Genomic DNA, 21,529 nt, shown 5'->3' on the forward strand with positions numbered 1-21,529 from the left:
CGAAACAAAACGCCGGGCGACAGCTCGATTTGTGCCGAGGAGATAGACCATGCCGCAAATACTCGTGATCCGGCTCCACCCGGACACACCCATCGGTGGCACGCGTTTCAGCGATTTTCTGACCGGCCTGAAAATCTCGGCCTTCGATCTGAGCGTCGGCGATCCCAACGTGGGCCAGCATATCGGTGATGCCGCATTCGTGGCACCGGCCGCGCCACCGATCCCCGACCCGGGCACGACCATCGTCCAGCATTACACGCCGCCGATTCCACCGCTGCCGCTCACGATTTACGCCGAATCCGAAGCAACGGCGGTGATCCCGATCACGCTGCCCGCCGGATACAAGGAATACGTGACGCCCGACGTCCGGCTCGAAATCAGCCGCGGTGGCGCGAAGATCGCGAGCAGGCTCGTCTACTATGACGTCAACGTCGTGACCGTCGGCGCGTTGCCCGCGCCGGCAACGTATCCTGCCATTCCGGCCAGCGAGGTCGGGATCTATCTGCCGCTCCCTCGCCCGCTGTCGCCCGGTCTCGCCCAAATCGACTTGAGCCAGGGGCAGGCACCCGATTTCGAATCGCTCAAAACCGCCGTGCAAACGGTGTTGGCCGCGGATCAGGGGCCGGTGCCCGCCATCACCGACATCACGCCCGTCCAGGCGACGCATATCGCCAATGAAATCATCTGGGGCCCGCAAGATCCGCTACCGGCGGCGCCTGCGAGCGGTACGACCGGGTTCGACGATCTGGGCGCGTTATATACCAATCCCCCGAACGACGGCACGATCGGCAACCAGCTCGAACAGAACCGGCAGCAGTTCGAAGGCAACCTGAACAGCTATTACGCGACGCATAACGCCAACGTCGATCGGCTGGCCCGCTACACGTTTGCACTCGGTTGCGCGATGGCCTGTGAAAAGATGAGCATCGACGCCGAGATGGCGTTGTTGGTCTTTCCGGTCAACCCCGGTGTACCGAGTCCAACCACAACGATCAGCAGCGCCGACGTCGTGCTGGTCCAAAGCGGCGGCGGTACCCTGGCGCCCGCATTCAAGGTGCCGGCCGAGTATTTCTATGCGCTCGGCGTCATGCTGCCCATGCAGATGCCGGCGAAGCAGCGATATCAACTCGCATGCCGCGACAACGAGGAACGTACGCTGCCTGCGCTGACGTCGGCAGTCGATGCCGGCACGATCAGCGATTCGCTTGCCGTCAATCCGGCACAGGCGGCTCGGCGGATTGCGGCACTCGTGCCCGGCGTGCAATACGACGCGACCGCGCCGCACTGCGAAGTCGATGCCACGCTCACGCCGCTCGTCAATGATTGGCTTGCGTATCCGTCTGCCGCCAACTGGCGCGACTATCACCCTGGCGACGATACCGTCGGGTTCTGGACACCGGAAATCGCCGCGCAGCCGAACGCCTATCTCTCGCTCGACCTCGCGGCGGTGACGAACGACCACCAGCCGTTGATCGCCGCGATTCGTGCCATTCCCGTGACGAGCGTGAGCCAACTGTCGCTGATGTCGGTCACGGATTGGAACAATCTGTTTGGCACGCCGCCCAACGTTGTGCTGCTGCCGCCCTTCACTGCGCCGGGAACGGCTCAAGCGCGCGTGGCGGCATTCATTCGCCGCGTCCAGAAATTCTTCGCGGTCGGTTTCGGGATCGCGACACTGCCGTCCGCCGCCGCGCCCGCCGCACCGGTGCTCGATTTGCCCACGGCCGACGTCATTGCCGACTGGGTCAGCGCTTATCAGGCGCTGGTGGGCGGCACCTTTTCCTTCGGCGCGGGCGCACTCGTGGATGCGAACGTGACCGCTGCCGCGCAGACGGTGTTGCCCGGCGACCCATCGGCGCAGGCGTGGCTCGTTCAGCGCGTCACGGTGTTGAATGCCTTGTGTCAACTGGCCGGCGTTGCATCGAATGTGATGCCGCCCGTGCCGAGCCTGGCGTTTTCCATCGCCGAAGCGTTGTATGCGCGCGGCTTCACCAGCGCGATGGACATCAACCGGCTGAACCAGGCGGATTTTGCCGATGCGATGCGCGGGACCGTCGCGTTCGATCAGGCCAATGCAATCTGGAGCGCGGCAGGCGGCGTCAATCCTCCCGCGCCGCCGCCACCCGGCCCGTTCCAGTCGGTGAACCCCGGCGGATTGGAGAACTGCGTGCCGCCGTGCTACCTGTCGCCCACGGGCACGGTCGAGTATTTGCATGAACTGCTGCGGCTTTCGGAGAATTCGACTTGCGCGACGCCCGCTGCGCCGCCTGATCAAGGCAGGCCGACGCTCGAAGAGGCAATGGCCGCCCGCCGCAGTGACCCAGGCTTGTTGGACGCGAGCGCGGCAAACGCAATGACGCCGCTGCCGCTCGTCGACATCGTCATCGAGCAACTCGAAAACCTGGTCGCGCCACCGGCTTCCGGCAGCGTCTACAACACGGCCGAACGTCACCTGAACGATCACAAGCTGTGCTCCGCGGACGAGTGCGCCGACGTGGTCGAGAATACGGACAAATGCCAACCGCCAGCCAGTGTGTTTCGCGCGCTGTCCGAATTCAATTCGCCGGCCACGCCGGTTGCAAACCGCGCGGCGTATGACGCGCTGAAAACCGATTTTTCGTCACCCGCGCTACCGTATGCGCAGCCGCTCGACGTCAACCGTGCGTACCTCGATGCGCTTTCATCGTGCCGTTTTGCGGCGATGCGCGGCTTCAGAAAGGAGATCACCGAATTCGCACTCGACCCGACAGTCGTTGCGCCGACGTTTCAAAGCCATTTGTGGCGATACCCGGTAAAGATCGATATCGGCATCGAGTATCTCGGCATCAATCCCGAAGAGTATGCGCTGCTGTTCACCCACGACATTGCGCTCGTACCGACGCCAGGCCAACTGGTGCTGTATGAGTTGTATGGCTTCCCCGTAGCGAACCCGGGGGGCTTCAATTGGGTCGACGTCGTACTGCGGTTGCCTGAATTCCTGAAGCGCACGGGCCTGACTTATTGCGAACTCGTCGAGCTGCAAAAGTCGAACTGCTTCCGGTTCGCCGTCGTGCAGCAGCAAAGGCAGCGCGATACCAACGCGCCCGCCGGCACGGATGCGACGAGTGGAGGCGATAACTCGGGATTGCTGCCCGTTTGCGAGCCTTGCTGCCCCGAGCATTACCGGATCGTTTTCCAGGACCCCAAGAATCCTCTCGATGCGTTGAGGTTTCTCGCGGTATATCTGCGACTGTGGCGCAAGCTTGGGGCCGTATGCGGAGCGCGCTACACGTTCACCGAGCTTTGCGATATCTGCGAGGTGCTTCAGCTTTTCATCGGCGGCAGCATCAACCCTGATTTCATCCGTCAACTGGCATCGTTCCAGATTCTGCGCGACCAGTTCAGCTTGCGTCTGACCGATGGCACGGCACCGAAAGGTGCACATGGCGCGGACCGGACGCATCTGCTCGCGCTATGGGCGGCGGCCCCACCGGCGGCGAAGTGGAATTGGGCTGTGCGCCAGCTGGTCGATCGAGTCATGCGCTATTCCCAGACACGCATCGATCATTGCCCGAAACGGCCGCCCCATTTCATCAAGCTGCTGGTCGAAAACCTCGATTCACTGTCGGCACTGGCCGGATTCTCGACGACCGTCGCGACGGACAGTTGGCATGCCGTCCCGACCCATACGCTGCGGTTTGCCGAAGTCCTCGCGAAAATCACTGCCTCGCGTTTCGGCATCGGCGAACTGCTGTACTTGTTTTCGGTAGAGCCGCATCTCGACGGCGACGATCCGTTCCCGCTGCAGGATGCCAACGAATCGCTCGACCATCCCTTCGATCTGCCCGAGGAAGAATCGCGACAGAACCACGCGCGTAACGAAGAAGGTGCGCAGGGCCACAGCCTGGATGCGTTGCGCAAGAAGCTGCTGGCAGTCGCCGTTGACGAAAGCGAGATTCATGACTGGACATGGCACCGGATCGAAAGCGCATTGAAGATGGAGTTCGGTTATGCCGTGCCGCCCGGCGGCACCGATTACCTGACGTCGCTCGGCAAGCACTTCTTCCCCCGCACGCTGGAGCGCGCCGGTGTTGCCGTTGGGGCGACGGATCGGCAATACCGCACGCCGTTGACGACGGCATCGCCCGACATGTGGAATACGCCGGCGGAAGGTCCGTTCAGATTCGATGCGGCGACCAACGAGCTCTACACGCAGCTTCCGCTGAGCGATCGCGCCGTGATCGAAAAGCTCGTGCACGTCCGCGACCTCACGCTGGACGAGCAACACGCCGTGCAGAACCTGCTTGCGATGCCGCGCGTCGATCTCGCGCCGTTTGCGATGTTGTTCCCCGACTTCGCGGCGGCGGAACAAAATCTGATTGCCGAGCACGACGAAGAAAGGCGCTGGCACTGGTTTCGCGAGCGGTTTGCGCTGATGGTCAAGCGCTGCCATGTGATTGCCGCGCATCTGGTCGGCCATGTCGGTGCCGTCGCGAGCGCTTCGCCATGCGGTTGCACCGACGCGCCGTTGCCGCACGAAACGCAAACGGCATGGCTGATTCTGCGGCACCTCTTCGGCGACGAGAACCGCGGTTTGACTTCGTGGGAAAACGATTCGGGTGCGATACCCGACGTCATGTGGAAGCCGTTGCCGTCTGGCGGGGCGTTTGCGGCGCTGCTAGGACTCGTCGGAACGGGATTGATGGGCGAGTTCCACACCAGCGGCGGTGAGCTCGTCTGGCGCGAGCTCCGCGCGAACATGCGGGCGTTCGATACGGAGAAGAACGAGAAGAACGCGCCAATGCCTACGATCCTGCCGGCGCTCGAGTTGAGCCTTTCTCCCGAGCAACTGAAGCTCTTCGGCGTGCGCAACGGTTTCGCGATTCAGAACCGCCGCGGCACCGAGCTCGGTGGTGCCGCCGGCTTTCATATCAAGTGGCGTGGCGTTCTGATGGTCGACGAGGAAGGCCGCTACCACTTCGAAGCCGGCGTACCGCGCGGGAACGCAGGCAAGGAGAAGGACGAAGGCGGCGAAGACGAGCGCGAGTGCAATCCGGAGCGCCGCTGGCGAGTCACCTTGAGCCGCGGGCAGAAGACGTGGGCGGTGCTGTCACATCATTGGAAAGACGAACCCGGCGAAAGCGGTTCGACACTGAATTTGAAGTCGGGCGCATACAACCTCGAAGTCGAATTTTTCCAGAACGAACCGCAGTTTGCGGGCGAAGACGATGTGCGTCCGTTGCATACCGGCTTCGAAGTCAAGTATTCGGGCGCCGATACGCACGGGCAGCTCGTGGTGCTGCCGCTCGACAAGCTCTTTTGCACGAGCAAGGACGAACAGCTCATCGGCAAAATGAGCTTTCCGAAGGGCAGCAGCGTTGCCGAGTACCTGTACCTGAGATACACCAGTACGCTGCGCGACATACGTCGTACTTACCAACGCGCGTTCAAGGCGCTGCTTTTCGCGCATCGTTTCGCGCTCACGGGCCATCCGGCGAAGCCGTTCGGGCAGTCCGAGCTGGGTTATATGTTCGCGCATGCGGACTTGTTCGCGGGCGTCAGCTATTACCGCAATCCGGGTTTCGTCAGGCACGCCGCCAATTTCGACATGAACCTGCTGCCACTCCTCGACTACTATCAACCACCGGCGACGAGTCAGGATCAACGCACCCTTCCGAGCAGCCAGCGCAGGCAGGCGCTGTTCGATTGGTGGGAGCGGATGTTCGATTACTCGCGAATGCGCGGGTCCACGGACGAAAGGGAAGACGAGAGCGGAAAGAAGACGTGGGCGCGCGCAAGACCCGTCTGGCTGTTGTTCGAAGAAGCGGCTGAGAAGCAGCCCGACAACCCGGCTCAACTGCTGCGCCATCTCGACGTCGACCTGGATCACGCGCCCTGCGTGCTGTCGTATTTCTCGACGCAGACGACACCCGTCTACAAGATCGACAGCGACGACCTGAAGGACGATCGATGGGCCGTCAGGGTCTGGCATGCCGATCACTGGATCGATGAACTTGTCGAACGTTGCCCGCCGAACGACATTCGTCTCGCGCGGCCGGACTTATGGGCATCGGACGACCCGGGCGCGCTGGTGCCAGGTGAAGCGCAAACCGGCAATGTCAATCTGGTGCGGCTTTTCGAAAACGCGATGATCGAGCCCGATGAACCCGATCTGCGCCGCTACGACGATCTGCAAAAGATCAACGATTGCCTGCGCGTGCATGCACGTGCGCATTTGCTCGCGTATCTGTGCGGAATGAATCGGGTGCCGCTGCCGTGGGGTGGCTACGCGAAGTCGCCTGAAGCGTTGAGCGCCCTCCTCCTCATTGACGTCGAAGCCGGCTTCTGCGAAAGGGCCAGCCGGATCGAAGAAGGCATCACGGCGGTGCAGACGTTCGTGCAGCGCGCGCGGCTGGGGTTGGAGGACTGGGCGATCGGACCGTCGTTCCTGAGTCTGTGGAAGAACGTGTTTGCCAGCTACAGGGTCTGGGAGAGCTGCCGCTGCAGGACGCTCTACCGAGAGAACTGGATCGCGTGGGACGAGCTGAGAAAGGCGCGCAGAATCGAAGCATTCCAGTTCCTCGAAGATCAATTGCGCCGCTCGACGCTGACGTTGGCCGCACCCGGCGGCCTGGAATACTGGGCGGCGTCGCTGCCGCCAGCGCATCCGGCGGTCGAACTGCTGCAGCAGTGCACGCCTTCCTCGCTGCGCTTGCTGACGCCGCCGAGGGAAGGGCTCGGCGTGCTGGGGACACCCGAGCGTGATGCCCGACCCTCGTGGCTCGCGCCTGACTCCGGTACGCCTCAAGGGACACCCCAAGGCTCGAACAATCCCTCGTCGCCCACCATCGCTCGCGTCGCGGACACGCGTGCCGCGGGCGCGGTCGTCGCGACGTCGGCCTCGAGCGCGTCACCTGCAGCCGCGTCCGACAAGCCGCCGTTCTGGATCGAGGCGGCCATCCGTCTTGGCGTGCGCTTCATCCGCGTTGCCGCCGGTGGCGTGCCGCCTGCCGCGGCGGCGTTCGTTCCGAGCGACTTTCACGCCGAACCGGGTTGCTGCACCGAATGTGGCTGCGCGCATCCGCCACTCGTCGACGAATACTATTTCTGGCTCGTGCCGGCGCAGACATTCGACGAGCCGTTCCAGGACGAGTATTACGACCCGTCGGAACAGATCTCCCTTTACTGGCACGACCCGCAGCAGATCCCGACGCTTCTCGACTGGAAGCCGGAATCGGCCGTGCGGCTTGCGTGGTGCCGAGTGCATAACGGCGAATTCAAGCAGCCGCGCCATTCCGCTGGACTGGTCAAGCTGTCTACCGGCGCGACGCCTGACCTGACCTACGTCGGGAGGCTGGACGACTCGCTGACTTTCGCAGTGACCGGCGGCATTGCGCCCACGCCCGTCGGTTACAACGGCACGGACGCCCCGGGCTTCCGCTACGACATGGCCGTGGATAGGTGCGTGACGCTGCCGCTCGTGGCGGATCCGACGCCCGTCGCGAGTTCCTGCCCCGCCGGGTTGCCGGCCTATCCGTATTTTGTTTTCGTCGAGCCCGGCGAGCGGCTTTTCGTCGAATCGATGTTCAGCCCGTCGATCGAAATTGCCGATGCGCTGCGCTGTCATTGTCATTTCGAACCGGCACTGAAGTGGTACGAGCTCGTGCGCAATCCTCTGCAATCCGACAATATGTGGGTGCATTGCAGCACGGGCAACCAGCCGGGCGGCGGCACCCTGGGAACGGTCGATGTGGCCGGGCAACCGGCCGACGTTGCGGTGGCGGAGCAGCCGTCGGCGACGCATGAGTCCTCGACCGACGGCGGGGATGTGCGTGGCCAAGGACGTGCGCCGCTCGACATGTGCTGCGATAGCACGAACATCTCCGCACAGACTGCTCGCGATCGTGCGATCGTGCTCGCTTATGCCGAAACGCTCGTCGAATGGGCGCGCGCGCTGATGCGGAAGAACTCGCGCGAGTCGGCGCAAGAGGCCCGGCTGATTCTCGACACCGCTTCGGCCATTCTCGGTCCCTGTCCACCGACCGTGCACAATCCGTCAAGGCCGCACAGGCAGACCGTCGCGACGTTCGTGCCATTGAACCCGCCGCTCAATCCGCGGCTGATGCAGTTGTATTGCCATGTTCGGGACGGCCTTTCGCTCGTGCATCGTTGCCTGAGCGACAAGCGGCTGCGCAACCCGGATGTGGCGGGTGCGTGCGGCTCGCCGTACTGGGGGCAGGATCCATGCTGCTGCGATCCGGCATCCCACCGGCCGTGCGACGAACCCGTTTGCTGCGAGGATGACGCGTGGTGTCACCCGCTCACGCAGTATCGCTTCGTCGTGTTGATGCAGAAAGCACGAGAAAGCGTGGGGCACCTGCGCGAAATGGGCACGGCGCTCCTGGGTGCATTCGAACGCGGCGACGGCGAGTATCTGGCGCAGATGCACGCGCGGCACGAGACAGAGCTGGCCGACATGACGGTCGATATCCGGCAGCAGCAATGGCGCGAGGCGGACTGGCAGGTGCAGGCGCTGCGCAAGGGCAAGGAGGTGCAGCAGACGAACCGCCGGTACACCAAGCGACTGATCGATGTCGGCCTGATCAATGGTGAGCTCGACTATCAGGACAATATGAACAACGAGATCGGGCTGCGCACCACGGCAACCGAGATCGAGGCCGTGGCGGAGGCAATGGAGCTGATTCCAGACCTCTTCGTCGGCTTCCCGTGCGAAGAAACCTGGCTTCCGCTCGGCACCAAGCTCGCCGGCATGTTCAAGACGATCGCTCGCATTACGAACGAGATCGGCGAGATCGCCGGCCTCAATGCGCAGCTCGATTTGACGCAAGCAGGCTGGCAGCGCAGGCTTGACGAGTGGGTGCATCAGGTCGAGGTCCTTGATCTGGAAATCGAACAGATGGAGATCCAGATCCTCGCCGCAGAGAGAAAGGCCCACGAGACCTTGCTCGAATTGAATCTGCACCAGCAGTCGCTCGAGCAATCGCGCGAAAGGCTGAACCTCTTGCGCGACAAGTTTACGAGTCACGAGCTATGGCTATACCTGCAGAAGGAAGGCATGGCCATGTACTGGCAAATGTACGAGCTGGCGCAGCATGTCGTGCGGCAGGCACAACGGGCGTTCAATTTCGAGCTCGGTTTTACCGGTCGCAATTTCCTGCCGTGCGAAAGCTGGAACGGCCTGCAAGAAGGCTTGCTCGCGGGAGACAAGCTGCAACTCGCGCTCGACCGGATGGAAAAGGAATATCTGCAATGCCATCAGCGCGAGTACGAACTCACGAAGCACGTGTCGCTCGCGTTGCATTTTCCATTGCAGTTCCTGCAACTCAGATTGACCGGCTACTGCGAAATCGAAATACCCGAGTGGATGTTCGACATGGACTATCCGGGGCAGTATATGCGGCGCCTCAAAAGTGTCAGCGTGACGATACCGTGTGTAACCGGACCCTATACGGGCGTGCATTGCAAGCTGACGCTCCTGCATAGCTGGACGCGTATCGACCCGTGTCTGCCCTGCCCCGTGACGCATTGCTGCAATGACAAGCCGAAGGGTGCCTGCGGCTGCCGTCATCCCTTGCACGAGCATTACGAGGCGGGATGCTGCGATCCACGCGGCGTGAAGCTGTATGGTGCGCGCGAAGCGATTGCGACGTCGAGCGGCCGCAACGATGCGGGGTTGTTCGAACTGAATTTCCACGACGATCGGCATTTGCCATTCGAATATGCCGGCGCCGTCAGCTGCTGGCGCATCGAACTGCCGCAGGAGAGCAACTACTTCGATCTCGATACGTTGGCCGACACGGTACTGCACCTGAACTATACGTCGCGCGAAGGCGGCACGGCATTGCGCGATGCGGCTCGCGCGGCGATTCGGGAAAGGCTGCCCGGCAATGGCTGGATCTATCTCGACGTGCATCGCGACTTTCCCGATGTGTGGGAGCAGCTGCGTCGCTCGCGCAGCGCGATGCAGGACGGCGTGCGGAGGCGCAGCGTCGATGACGCGCATCCGGGAGGCGTCATGACGCTGCCTGTCTCAAGGAGGCTGTTTCCGTACTTGCCAGGTGACCCGTCGATCAAAGTCACCAAGGTGGCCGTGCTCTTCGACAGCAGTCATTGCTGCGAGCAGGAATGTCCGCACATCGACGCGTGCCCTTGCGCGCATGAAGTGAAGCGCGGCAGCCACCTCGTCGAAATAACCGTCGACCACCCGGACAGCGAATGTTCGCCGGACGAGTTCGAAATCGAATGCAGGAGCAGCGTCGATTGGCCGGGGCTGTATCACGGCAGCGGAGAGCTTCGTATCGCTCCGCTCGACAACTGCCATCCGGGCCATACGATGACGTTGAACTTTGCCGATCGCATTTGCGGGCTGGAGCGGGTTTTCGTGCTGTGCCGTTACGAAGTCATCGAACGTTGTTGCGAGACCGTGCGGCCGGGTTCGTCTTTCGACGTTCATGAGGGAGGCTGCCATGACTGCGCGTAAGCCGACAGTGCAAATCCGGGAGGGGAAGGTGGAGCACCCCGCCCGCGACTCCGCCGAAACGGACCGTCAGAAGAAAGTGAAGTACCAATTTGCCACGGGCGTGACGTTGGTGGCGCTTGAGGACCGGGTCAATCAGCTGATTGACGAACATCCGGATTTGACGCTGAAGCAAGTATTGTTTGCGCAGGGAACCGGGTTTGTGGCCGTGCTCGAGCGGTCGGCGTGAGATCCGCGTCGTACCGCTCCTGTACGCCGTAATCGGTCGAAAAACCAAGCGTCCGATCGGCCGGCGAGCTGTCGCCTTACCCATTCGCGCAGGCTCCGAGGCGCAAGCCAGCGCACGCCGAAGGCGGCCGGGGCTCGGCGCAGCGCATTTCATTAATAATCCGTGCAATTCTCGAGTGGCGCGAAGTATTCACGAAGCTCCGTGATAAAGCGTAGTACGCGGTGCTTGACGAAAACATGCATCTGCTATCCGTCCGGCGTCGCTTTTTATGACAGGAAACGCAGGTTCCCGGATAGGTGTATCGTGTCGGTCGATTATTCGAGATTTCGTGCTCTATCGACGTGATTGATTCAAAAATTAATTTTCAAATCGATAACGATTCCCCCCGCCGTCGAGCAATTCGCCGTGGCAGACTGATGTCCCGTTCGAGTTCCCGCTTCACACGATCGACCGAAGCCTGTGTTGCGGCGCGGCTCTTGGCAATCGTGAAGGCAAAACTTGTAGCGGCCAAGTTGCCATCCATGGCCAGTTCCTGATTATGATGGCGTTCGACTATCCTGTTCGGCACCCGTCACCCGCGTAATCGACCATTGTGATGCGCGGACGCATCGTGGACAAACTCGCCGCGCTCGCTCGCCTACCGCTGCGTGCTACTCTCGTCAATGGCACCAGCCAAGACAGTTCCGTGGTGCGCGCCCAGTGAACATTGTGGATTCACGCATCATGTACTCGATCTTGCCCGCGTTCGTATCTGCGTTGTTTCTCGGGTTTGGCCTCTACGTGCTGGCCACCAAGGGTCTCACGCGCGTGTCCGTCCCGTTCGCCTTGATGTGCGCGGCGACCTTCGTCTGGCAGGGAACGTGGGCCTTCCTGTTCCAGACGACCGATGCGAACGTCGCCAACCTGTTGGTCAAGGCAGGCTATCTGTTCATCCTTTTTCTGCCGACGACCTTCTATCATTTCGTGACGGAGATCGTGTCGCGTCGGGACGAGCGGCCGATCATGTTCGCCTCCTACGGACTCTGCGTCCTGCTGGCTGGGCTGCTGGTCACGAGCAATGCGGTCGTCGATGGATTCCGCCTGCATTTCTTTGGTCCGTATCCCAAGGCGGGCCTACTGCATCCGTTACACGTCGCGCAAACGGTATTGCTGGTCGGCCGCAGCGCTTGGCTCCTGATCGACGCAAGACGACAGGAGCGAGCGCGAGACGTCCGGCAACTGCTCGCGCAATGTCTCGTCAGCCTGGGCCTCTACTCGCTCGCGGCGACCGACTATGCGGTGAACTACGGCGTCGAGTTCTATCCGGTCGGGGTGCTGTTTATCGCGGTCAGTCTCGGGATTCTCGCGACGTCGATCGTCCGTTATGGCCTCATGGGCCCCTACCTTCTGGCCGCGACGGTCGCGCACGAAGTGGCCACGCCGCTGGCGGCGATCGGCCTGCACGCGGACGAGCTGCGCAACGTCCTGCCGGTGCTGCTGCGCGGGTATCGGCTGGCGGTGGAGCACCGGTTGTGCGCCGACGGTTTGTATCCCGGACAGCTGGAGCGGCTGCCGACGCTCGCGTCGTCGATCCGGCGCCAGGTCGACACCACGAGTACGGTGGTCGAAATGTCCCTGGCGTCCTTTACGCTGGACCGGCTCGATCGCCACGGCTTCGCGGCCCATCCGATACGGGCCTGTGTCGACGCCGCGGTGGATCGCTTTCCGTTCCGTCCCGGTGAGCGCGACCGCGTATCGGTCGACGCGATCGATCCGGACCTTCGGTTCTCCGGATCCGACTCGCTCGTGATCTTCGTCATCTTCAATCTGCTGAAAAACGCCCTGTACGCGATCCACTCGAACGGCCGTGGGCAGATCGAGATCGACGCCCATCGCAGCAACGGTTACTGCGTGGTGCGTTTCAGCGATACGGGCCCGGGCATCGCCCCCGATGTGCTCCCTCGAATCTTCGACGCCTTCTTCTCGACCAAATCGCACGGTCGCGGCGCCGGCATGGGCTTGAGTTTTTGCCGCCGCGTATGCGAAGCGCTCGGCGGCACTATCGTGTGTGAATCCATCCCTGGCGTCCGGACCACGTTCACGATTCGGCTGCCGGAGCCCGGTTCGCCGGCGGATCAGGTATTGCGCGATCCGCCGGCGCCCACCCGGCGCTATCGCATCGGGTAAGGCGGTCTCACATTCAGTTCGCGGTGGACGGCAGGATCAGTTCATACGCCTTGACCCGCTCGATGATGCCCGACGGAAACCGGCGGATCCGCTTGTCGGAACCGGCAAACACGATCTGCTGATACCCCAGCGACACCTGTCGTCCGTCAACGTAGAAGCGAAACAGCAGATAGGCCGAACACTGCCGGACCTCGAACGTATTGAGATAGCAGTCGACCCGCTGGAACGGAAACGTCTCGTGGACGTATTCCTGATGCGCGCGCTTCGTCACGAACGACCCGCCGGCCGCCAGCAGGTTGTTGTGGATGCATTCGTGAAACCAGCGTTCACGGCACACGCCTTGCCATTCGAAGTAGCGTGCGAAATAGGTATTCATGAAGGCATTGGAATCCTTGAGGTAAATGTCGATCACGTGGTGGAAGGTTTTCTCGGACAGATGTGCCGTTTCGTTGGAAAGGACGTGAAGAATTGCGTCTCGCGTCAACATGGATAACTCCTTGAATCGCTACTGGCGGTAGCGGCGCATTCCTTCAACGAGAAGGAATGGCCCGATTCTCCCCGTGCAATTCCGTTGAGCCGCGTGGTAAAAAACGCCGAATTCGCAAATAACGAGCAGTTGATATGCGTCCCACTTTCGCCGGATAATTGGCGCGGTCGTGCAACGCGACCGTCATTCGCGGTAACGTGTCTCCGGTACCGCATCTTCTTTTGCTGATTTATCGAGACTCGTATGCAACCCTTCGTTAGCCAGCCGGTGCTCTATCCCGTGTCCGTGGTGTTTGTCGACGACAATCCGGATTTCCTGCAGGCGCTGCGGGGCGCATTTCCGGACGAACACCTGAACCGCTTTTTTACGCAACCGCAGGCGGCGCTCGACTTCGTGTCGTCGCGTGACGCGGAGCTGCCACCAACGGCCGCGGACTATTTCGGTGCCGAGAAAAAAGGCGGAAATGCGGTCGGCCAGGATGCGCTCACCGATCCCGCCCGCTTCGAGGCGGTGGGCGCGGTGGTCGTCGACTATTCCATGCCGGAGGTCGACGGCGTCCAGTTTCTGTCCTCCATCCGCAACGCGAACTGCATGAAAATCCTGCTCACCGGCATCGCCGACGAGCGCGTGGCGGTGGACGCGTTCAACGCGGGACTGATCGATTGCTATCTGAAGAAAACCGACGTCGAGATGGCGCGCAAGCTGGCAACCGTGCTGGACAACGCGAAACGCAAGTACTGCGCGGCCCGCGGGCACATCAGCCTGCATGAAGCGGGGTCGACCTACCGGGATCCGCGGATCGTCAAACTGATCGATGAGGTGGCCGCGCGGGAAGGCATCGTCGAATACTACTGGCGCCCCAATCAGGACGCGGTGCTGATGTTCGACGCGGCCGGCGCGCCAAGCGTATTTCTCGCCTGGAACGAAGAGGATTGGTCGTTCCACTGCGACATCGTGGCCGACGCGGACGGGCCGGCCGAATTGTGCCGCGGCATGGAAGCGCGCCGCATCATGCCGCTGTTCTGGCCATCTCAGGCCTATCGGCCGGGCCTCGCGGACGTTCACTGCGTGGCCCCGCTACCCGTTCCGGGATGGAGCGGCACGTTTTATAGCTGGACCCGTCTGGATGATTCGGCCACCGAGCGCGAGCTGCCGACGTTGGCAAAATGGCGTCACGCGTAAGCAATCATCCGCCTGTTTCCAAACGGAAAGTTTAGGCGAGGCGGTGTTGTCGCCGACTCGGTAGCAACGCAAACTGGAGCAGTCCCTGTCAATATTGACAGTTATCAACGGCGTGGATTTTTGTTCCAATAGCACCCTATTCCGAGGGCCACCCACTATTCCAATTAGGTGGCACATCCGTTCAGGGCAGGCCGTTGACCAACGGCTTGCATCGCCTCCCGATATCGATCGATTCTCGATCTGATGTTGTCTCACGCTTCTGAAAGCTGCAGCGACAAGCGATCCGTAAATTTCCGACTGGCGCATCGAGGCTCGTTTTCACGACGCGTCGACGTCACCGCACGGGCCCGGGTCGTGTCTATGGATGACGCGAAAACGGGCTCTCACGGTCGTGTGCAAGGTAACGCTTCCGGCGTCGCAGCGCCGGCCCGCCTCGTCAGAAATCACCCCTGTCAGACCGCCTCGCACCGACCGCGGCCATCACACAACATGGCCGATTTTCGGTGGATCCTCGCGCGGCGTTAGAATAGCGCCCCTTCTGATGGGAGACGAAAATGTCCTGGTTCGTTTACGAAGTACCTGAATACCATGAAGACGCTGCGCGCATCGAGCCTTTCAGCGACCTGCGTAGCCGTGTGCTGCAAGTCGGTGGCCCGGCCATGGCCGACGAACTGGAAAGCGTTCGCGAGAACGCCGCGGCGACAGCGGACACGTCCGAGCGCCCCCTGCGGACTCCGGAGAATCCGCATGTCTTTCCGATTCCTTACGCCGACTCCATGATCCTGGTCGGATTCATCTTCGATCTGAAACGCGAATTCCGGCAACTGGTCGTGTCGCCCGTGGAAATGCCCTGGCTGAAAGACGCGTAAAAGGTGGTCGGATCGGAAGCCGACGGGAGCGTTGCTCCTGTTCCGGAGCCGCGGCCGAATGTCCAGCGCACGCTTTCGGATACACGCGCCTCGAGTTGAACCCGCGCGTCGGACTGAATCGGGCTTCCCCGTTCGCTTCAGCGCATGACGCGGTTCGAGATCGCGTGAGAAATCGCAAGCAAGTGTACGCACACAGCATCCGCGCTTGGGCGATCTACCGGCGTCCCGGCTTCCAGAAACGGGCATGTAATGACCGCGATGGCGTTCCCTGCCCTATCCAGCAACGGGAACGACATGTTTTCCAACCCGCTGAAGCTCAAGCTCGATATGCGTGCGTATCCCATTCGACAAATGGCGTCGAGCTGTCCATGCGGAATTTCCGCGAGCCCGCGTTCGTCAAGCGTCGCACGCTGCGTGGCGCGCAGCATGGCAATCCGGGCCTGGACACCCTGAAAAGCCAGCAGGGCCAAGCCCGGCGCGGTGTCGATCACGCCAAGTTCTGCGCCGATCCTGGGTGTAATCGTGAGTCGGTCCGGCGGCTCATACGTTGCGACGACGCGCACCTGGCCGTCGTGAAAGACGCCCAGGAAAGCGGATTGAGATACTGCGCGGACGAAATTCGTCATCTCCGGATACAGGGTGTCGAGAATGTCACGCAATGCCGGATGTTGCATTGCCAGTCGATAGATTTTGGAGGAGAGGTGATAACGATCCCCGCCGGATGCGCGATGGACGTAACCGCGTGAGACCAGCCTCTCGACCATCCGATAAATCTCGCTCGGATTGCGACCGAGCGCCGTCGACATCTCGGTGCGCGACAAGCCGTCAGCCTGCCCCGCAAGCAATTCCAGTATGTCGAGCCCCTTGTCCAGCGCGGGTGCGTGATAGCGATCGTGCCTGACTGCGCGATGCGCGTTTTCCAGAGAGTGGGATTCAGAACCAGTCATCAGTTGTACAGATCGATCCGGTGAAATGCACCAGGAGTGCGCGGTGCGGAGGCATCGGCTCGCATGACGCGACGGTTGTAGTCATGCCCGGAGCCGACGCAATCATGGCCGGAAGCGAGCACTGCTCTTCGAACAAGGGGAAGAAATGGGTTTCTAGTTGTTTTTATCGACACGGCGCTTGTCGGTCGTCATCGCTCGACAGGTGATCAACGCAAAATCCGTCGCTCGAACGGTCGGACAGCGCCGCGCTTCCGGCCCCGCCCGGCCCGATTGGACCAGGCGAGGCTGGAGAGGGACGAGCGGCTGCCCGCCATCTTCGCGCGCAACACCCCATCAGCCAGCAAAACCCTGCCGACCGTCCGTTGACGGCGATGGCATTGTGGTCAACGAGCGCCCTCGTGCCGATTTCTTGTGATGGCTCGTCGGAATGCCGCCGCCCGCCCGGCCCTGTTGTTTTCTGCGTCGATCAAAGCGGCCACATGACCGATCGACGCGCCGTCATCGCGCGGGGCGCTGCCAATGGTGGCATCGCTGGTCAAGGTTTCCGGGAGCGCATTGCCGGCGAACACGCCCCGTCTCCCTTGATTGGCGCGAATCTTAAATGAACGCGTGCGGCGAAAGCTGACAACTTCTGACATCCGGCTCGCGTGCGCAGCGGACGCCGTGCGGCCGGACGACGTCGGGCGTTCGGTTATAGTGACGCCCGATCGCAGAAACCGACACGAATCGCGTGATGCTCCCGCTCATATTCTTCATATTATTTTCCTGGGCCTCGGGAGCGTTCGCGTCAACGCCCATTCCGCTGCCGGATGGCGGGCGCGTCAACATCCAGGCAGGCTGGGATCTGCTGCGCGATCCGGGCAACGCGCTCACCGTCGAGCAGATATCGGGCGCCGAGATCGCACGCCGGTTCGTCGGCCAGACGTCGGAGCCGGCGCTCGGTTATGTCAACGGTGCGGTGTGGCTGCGTCTGACCGTGATGCGGCCGGCGAGCGCACCGCCGATGTGGCTGCTGGAATTGCGCTCGTCGCTGCTGAACGACGTCACGCTGTACGTGCCACAGCCCGACGGCGGCTATCGGCGCCACGTCGCGGGCGACCGCAAGCCGGTGGAGCAACGCGACGTCGCGTACCGCAACCCCGTGTTCCGCCTCGATCTGCCCGCCGGCCAGCCGGTCACGCTCTATCTGCGGATTCGCAGCACCAGCACCATGAGCTTCTCGATGGTGCTGTGGTCGCCCGACGCGTTCATCTCCGCGACGAGCAAGGAATCGCTGTTGTTCGGCCTGCTGGACGCTGCGCATCTCGTGCTGCTCGCATCGAGCCTGTGGCTCTTCCGGGTGACGCGCGACGCGTCTTTCGGGCTCTACGGGCTGAGCGTCATCGTGAACCTGCTCACCGCGCTCGGTGCCGAAGGCTACCTCTACCAGTACCTGCTGCCGGACTTTCCGCTCGCAAGCAACGCGGTTTACCTGCTCAGCTGGCTATTCGGCACGCCCGTCGGCACGCTGTTCACCGCTCACTATCTCGGCCTGTTCGACGCACGCTGGCGGCGTCCGGCCATCGCTTTTTGCGTGCTGACGATCGTCGCAGCGCTGGCTGCCGCGCCGCTGATGCTGGTCGTCAACGTCTGGTGGGTGCGTCCCCTCTACCTGTTCTGGCAGATGGCGGTCATCATCGTGATGATCGCCGTTTCGATCTGGCTCACGGCGAACGGACACCGGCATGCCCGCGTGATCGTGCTCGTGCTGCTGCTGTTGCTCGGCGGCAGCGCGTTGCGGGTCGCACGCAACGTCGGCTGGGCCGCACCGGGGCTGCTCGTCGACAATGCCGGCTATCTGGGTATGCTCGCGTTCATGCTGATCATGAATTCGGCGATCAGCGCGCGCTACAACGCGATGCGCAATGCGATGGAATCCGCGCAGGCAGACGCTTTGCGCGTTGCCCGCCAGGCCGAGCGCGATCTGGAAGCCAAGGTCGCGCTGCGCACCCAGGCGCTTCGCGAGGCGATGGAGCAAGTGGAAGCGTCTCTGGCGATTGAAAAGCGTGCGCAGGACGAGCAGCGCCAGTTGCTTGCAACCGTCTCGCACGAGCTGAGGACGCCACTGGCCGTGATCGACGCCACCGCTCAGAACCTCGAGCTCGACGATGCTCATGCCGATGCGCTGACCTCGTCGCGCTACCAGAAGATCCTGCGCGCGACGCAGCGTTTGACGGTGCTGATCAATGACGCGTTGCACGAGGACGGTTTCGAACTGCTGCGGCGCGGACCCCGCATCGACCACGCCGGCCTGGCAGCCTTGCTCGACGATGCGGCCACCGCCGCCGGGGTGCTGTCCGACGGCCACCGCATCGAAATCGACGCGAAAGATCTCCCGGACGCCTTTGCATGCGACGTCGGCCTGACGCGCCTCGTGCTGCGCACGCTCGCCGATAATGCCGTCAAATACACGCCCGGCGGCACCCGGATCGTGTTGCGCGGCCGGCGTGTGCCGGGCGGCGTGGAACTGGAAGTGGAGGATGGCGGCCCCGGTATTGCACCGGCGGACCTGCCGCACGTGTTCGACCGTTTCTATCGCGGCCGCAACGTGGGCCGCAAACCCGGCACGGGCCTCGGTCTGCCGCTGGCACGCCGCATGGTCGAGATGCAGGGCGGTACATTGAGTCTGGTCAGCAACGAGGGGCACGGCTGCCGGGCGACCGTCTTCTTGCCGGCGAACGCGGACGCGGTGGCCGTTGCTGCTCAGCCGACCATCAGCGGCGCGGCGAACGCGTAACCGGTGCGATGCACGGTCTTCAGCGGCAGCTCCGAGCCCGACTCGCCACGCCAGCGCTGCCGAAGTCGGCTTACCATCGTCTCCAGCCTGCGCTCGTCGTAGTCGACCCAGTCGAAACCGAACGCCTCCGCGATCTGCCGCCGGCTGACAGCCTCGGACGGATGGCGCGCCAGCAGGGCGAGCAGGCCGATCTCGCCGGCCGACAGGTCGAGCCGCCCGCCGTCCGGCGCGAACAGCACGCGTGCCTGACGGTCGAGCCGCCAGTCGCTGGCGACCCGGCGGCCGAGGGCCTGAAGAATGGCGTCGAGTTCGATCAGCTTCACCGGCTTGACGAGATAATGATCGGCCCCGCCAACCAGGCCATTGATCTTGTCCTGCGTCTCCCCTCGCGCGGTCAGCATGACGATGCCGCAGTCGCGATGCCGGGCCCTGAGCCACGCAGCCGCGTCGAAGCCGCTCCCGTCCGGCAGCATCACGTCGATGATCGCGAATGCGAGATCCGCCGCCCGTTCCCGGAATTCCGCAACCGTGCCGGCCTGACTGACCAGCCAGCCACGCCGTTCCAGAAACGCGGCGATTTCCTCGCGTAACTCGACCTCGTCATCGAGCAACAGCACTTTAGCCATACCACCACCCCGGCCCCGCGTTGTGCACTTGCGGAGTTTTCCTTGTTTCCGTCGCCGATCGGCGGTTGTGCCGCGCTGGATTGCGCGATGCATTCGTCATCGGCCCCACATGTGCTTGCGCGTCGCGAGCACGGGGAATTCTAGCCGACGATTACCGTGGCGATGATGACCGGTTGCAAGGAATCGAAGGCCGGGCCGGATGCTTAGCTCACGCGGGTGTCGACCGGCCAGCGGATCGTGTTGTCGCTGGCCGGCACCGTGGCGGACAAAGAAAAATTACAGGGCGTCGGCTTCCCGGGCCCTCTCCCCACTTCGCTCTACCCAGCCCCCGCCCAACGCACGGTAAAGCGTAACCAGGTTGGTCCAGCGCGCCAGCCGCGCATTGATCAGCGACTGCTGCGCCGAGTACAGGTCGGTCTGCGCGGTCAGCACCGACAGGTAGCTGTCGACGCCTTTCCTGTAACGCAGGTCCGACAGGTCGAAGCGGCGCTGCTGCGCGTGCTCGTTGCGTTCCAGCGCAGCGATCTGCTGGTCGTACGTGCCGCGTGCGGCCAGCCCGTCCGACACTTCGCGGAACGCCGATTGAATCGCCTTCTCGTAGTTCGCGATCTCGATGCGCTTCTGCACGTTCGCGAGATCGAGGTTCGCGATGTTCTGCCCGCCTTCGAAGATCGGCAGCGCAATGTTCGGCGCGAACGACCACGCCGCCGTACCGGCCTTGAACAGGCCACCGAGCGTCGGGCTCGCGGTGCCGAACGCGGCCGTCAGCGAGATCTTCGGGAAGAACGCCGCACGTGCCGCGCCGATGTTCGCGTTCGCGGCCAGCAGCGTCTGTTCGGCCTGCATCACGTCAGGACGACGCGTCAGCAGATCCGACGGCAACCCGGCCGGCACGTCCGTCAGCAGGTTCTGCGAGTCGAGCGGCATGCCCGGCGGCAGATCGTCCGGCAACGGCTCGCCGATCAGCAATACCAGCGCGTTCACGGCCTGCGCGCGGGCACGTGCCTGAGCCTGCTGGTTCGCGAGCGCCGTCTCGACGACCGTCTGCGCCTGACGCAGGTCGAGCTCGGAGCCCGTACCGTTGTCGAACTGCAGCTTCGTCAGGTCATACGATGCTTGCGCAGTCTTCAGCGTGTCTTCCGTGACCTTCAGCAGATCGTCGGTCGACAGCACCGCCAGGTATTGATCGGCCACCTGCGACACCAGCGAGATTTCCGACGCCTGCCGCGCGTACGCGGTCGACAGGTACTGCGCGAGCGCCTGGTCCTTCAGGCTCTGCACGCGGCCGAACAGATCAAGCTCCCACGACGCGGACAAACCGACGTTGTAGGCGCGCGTGATCAGCGGCGCGCCCGTCGTCGACACGCCAGCCGGATAGCGCTGGATGTTGCCCGAACCCGCTGCATCGAGCGTCGGGAACAGGCCGGCGCGCGTGATCTGGTACTGCGCACGCGCCGCCTCGATGTTCAGCACCGACACGCGCAGGTCGCGGTTGTTCTTCAGCGCGATCTCGATCAGCCGCTGCAGGCGCGGATCGACGAAGAACTCGCGCCAGCCGATGGCGGCGGCCGCCTGACCGTTCGCGCTGCGCGCGCGGGCCGCGGCACCCGGTTGCGTCGCATAGACGCCGCCGGTCGGGAACGCCTGTGCGACAGGCGCGTCGGGCCGCGTGTAATGCGGCGCCATCGTGCAGCCCGTGGCGAAGAGCGCGGCTACCGCGGCAGCCGCAACGCGGATCCGATTCATGTTGCTCCCGTTGCGCACCACTGC

General features: G+C 62.9%; 11 protein-coding genes. 6 read left to right on the plus strand and 5 right to left on the minus strand.

The window, feature by feature from the left end:
* Positions 1-49: 49 nt before the first annotated feature.
* The 3 genes from ACTRWB_RS16475 (at position 50) to ACTRWB_RS16485 (ending at position 12,872) form a co-directional block, all read left to right on the plus strand.
* Positions 50-10,480, plus strand: coding sequence for a Tc toxin subunit A-related protein (locus ACTRWB_RS16475; RefSeq protein ID WP_446902508.1), 10,431 nt, complete (start codon positions 50-52; stop codon positions 10,478-10,480).
* Entirely contained in the window at positions 10,467-10,706 is a 240-nt protein-coding gene (locus tag ACTRWB_RS16480; protein WP_446902509.1) for a hypothetical protein, read from the plus strand. The genes ACTRWB_RS16475 and ACTRWB_RS16480 overlap by 14 nt, the downstream gene beginning before the upstream one ends.
* A gap of 723 nt (positions 10,707-11,429) precedes the next feature.
* Positions 11,430-12,872, plus strand: a complete 1,443-nt coding sequence (locus ACTRWB_RS16485) for an ATP-binding protein (protein ID WP_446902510.1) — start codon at positions 11,430-11,432, stop codon at positions 12,870-12,872.
* Positions 12,873-12,885: 13 nt separating this feature from the next.
* Here ACTRWB_RS16485 and ACTRWB_RS16490 read toward each other — a convergent pair whose 3' ends face one another.
* Positions 12,886-13,359 (minus strand): acyl-CoA thioesterase, encoded by a 474-nt coding sequence (locus ACTRWB_RS16490; protein ID WP_446902511.1) that lies wholly within the window; start codon positions 13,357-13,359, stop codon positions 12,886-12,888.
* 243 nt (positions 13,360-13,602) lie between these two features.
* On the opposite strand from ACTRWB_RS16490, the gene ACTRWB_RS16495 reads away from it, so the two are divergent.
* Positions 13,603-14,541 carry a response regulator gene (locus tag ACTRWB_RS16495; RefSeq protein ID WP_446902512.1) on the plus strand — a complete coding sequence of 313 codons (939 nt, stop codon included), beginning with the start codon at positions 13,603-13,605 and terminating at the stop codon, positions 14,539-14,541.
* Positions 14,542-15,095: 554 nt separating this feature from the next.
* Complete coding sequence (locus ACTRWB_RS16500) at positions 15,096-15,410, plus strand: helicase (RefSeq protein WP_412026314.1); 315 nt, start codon at positions 15,096-15,098, stop codon at positions 15,408-15,410.
* A gap of 137 nt (positions 15,411-15,547) precedes the next feature.
* On the opposite strand, the gene ACTRWB_RS16505 is transcribed toward ACTRWB_RS16500, so the two are convergent.
* Positions 15,548-16,357: an IclR family transcriptional regulator gene (locus tag ACTRWB_RS16505; protein WP_446902513.1), complete on the minus strand. Its 810-nt coding sequence runs from the start codon at positions 16,355-16,357 to the stop codon at positions 15,548-15,550.
* A gap of 383 nt (positions 16,358-16,740) precedes the next feature.
* Positions 16,741-16,995, minus strand: coding sequence for a hypothetical protein (locus tag ACTRWB_RS16510; protein ID WP_419690393.1), 255 nt, complete (start codon positions 16,993-16,995; stop codon positions 16,741-16,743).
* A 95-nt stretch (positions 16,996-17,090) separates the two neighbouring features.
* Between ACTRWB_RS16510 and ACTRWB_RS16515 the strand changes: the two genes are divergently transcribed.
* A complete protein-coding gene (locus ACTRWB_RS16515; protein WP_446902514.1) occupies positions 17,091-19,133 on the plus strand; it encodes a 7TM-DISM domain-containing protein in 2,043 nt (680 codons plus the stop codon).
* Here the strand turns inward: ACTRWB_RS16515 and ACTRWB_RS16520 are convergent.
* Positions 19,100-19,852, minus strand: a complete 753-nt coding sequence (locus ACTRWB_RS16520) for a response regulator transcription factor (protein WP_446902515.1) — start codon at positions 19,850-19,852, stop codon at positions 19,100-19,102. The two genes, ACTRWB_RS16515 and ACTRWB_RS16520, sit on opposite strands and share 34 nt — an antisense overlap.
* A gap of 183 nt (positions 19,853-20,035) precedes the next feature.
* Positions 20,036-21,505, minus strand: coding sequence for an efflux transporter outer membrane subunit (locus ACTRWB_RS16525; protein WP_446902761.1), 1,470 nt, complete (start codon positions 21,503-21,505; stop codon positions 20,036-20,038).
* Positions 21,506-21,529: the final 24 nt, after the last annotated feature.

The organism is Burkholderia sp. YIM B11467 (assembly GCF_052952715.1).

What these genes read in the sequence shown, in the direction of transcription:
- ACTRWB_RS16495 (WP_446902512.1), top strand. Translation starts at nt 13,603, where the DNA reads ATGCAACCCTTCGTTAGCCAGCCGGTGCTCTATCCCGTGTCCGTGGTG.
- ACTRWB_RS16490 (WP_446902511.1), bottom strand. Translation starts at nt 13,359, where the DNA reads ATGTTGACGCGAGACGCAATTCTTCACGTCCTTTCCAACGAAACGGCA.
- ACTRWB_RS16505 (WP_446902513.1), bottom strand. Translation starts at nt 16,357, where the DNA reads ATGACTGGTTCTGAATCCCACTCTCTGGAAAACGCGCATCGCGCAGTC.
- ACTRWB_RS16520 (WP_446902515.1), bottom strand. Translation starts at nt 19,852, where the DNA reads ATGCATCGCGCAATCCAGCGCGGCACAACCGCCGATCGGCGACGGAAA.
- ACTRWB_RS16510 (WP_419690393.1), bottom strand. Translation starts at nt 16,995, where the DNA reads ATGTCAGAAGTTGTCAGCTTTCGCCGCACGCGTTCATTTAAGATTCGC.
- ACTRWB_RS16500 (WP_412026314.1), top strand. Translation starts at nt 15,096, where the DNA reads ATGTCCTGGTTCGTTTACGAAGTACCTGAATACCATGAAGACGCTGCG.
- ACTRWB_RS16515 (WP_446902514.1), top strand. Translation starts at nt 17,091, where the DNA reads ATGCTCCCGCTCATATTCTTCATATTATTTTCCTGGGCCTCGGGAGCG.
- ACTRWB_RS16485 (WP_446902510.1), top strand. Translation starts at nt 11,430, where the DNA reads ATGTACTCGATCTTGCCCGCGTTCGTATCTGCGTTGTTTCTCGGGTTT.
- ACTRWB_RS16475 (WP_446902508.1), top strand. Translation starts at nt 50, where the DNA reads ATGCCGCAAATACTCGTGATCCGGCTCCACCCGGACACACCCATCGGT.
- ACTRWB_RS16480 (WP_446902509.1), top strand. Translation starts at nt 10,467, where the DNA reads ATGACTGCGCGTAAGCCGACAGTGCAAATCCGGGAGGGGAAGGTGGAG.
- ACTRWB_RS16525 (WP_446902761.1), bottom strand. Translation starts at nt 21,505, where the DNA reads ATGAATCGGATCCGCGTTGCGGCTGCCGCGGTAGCCGCGCTCTTCGCC.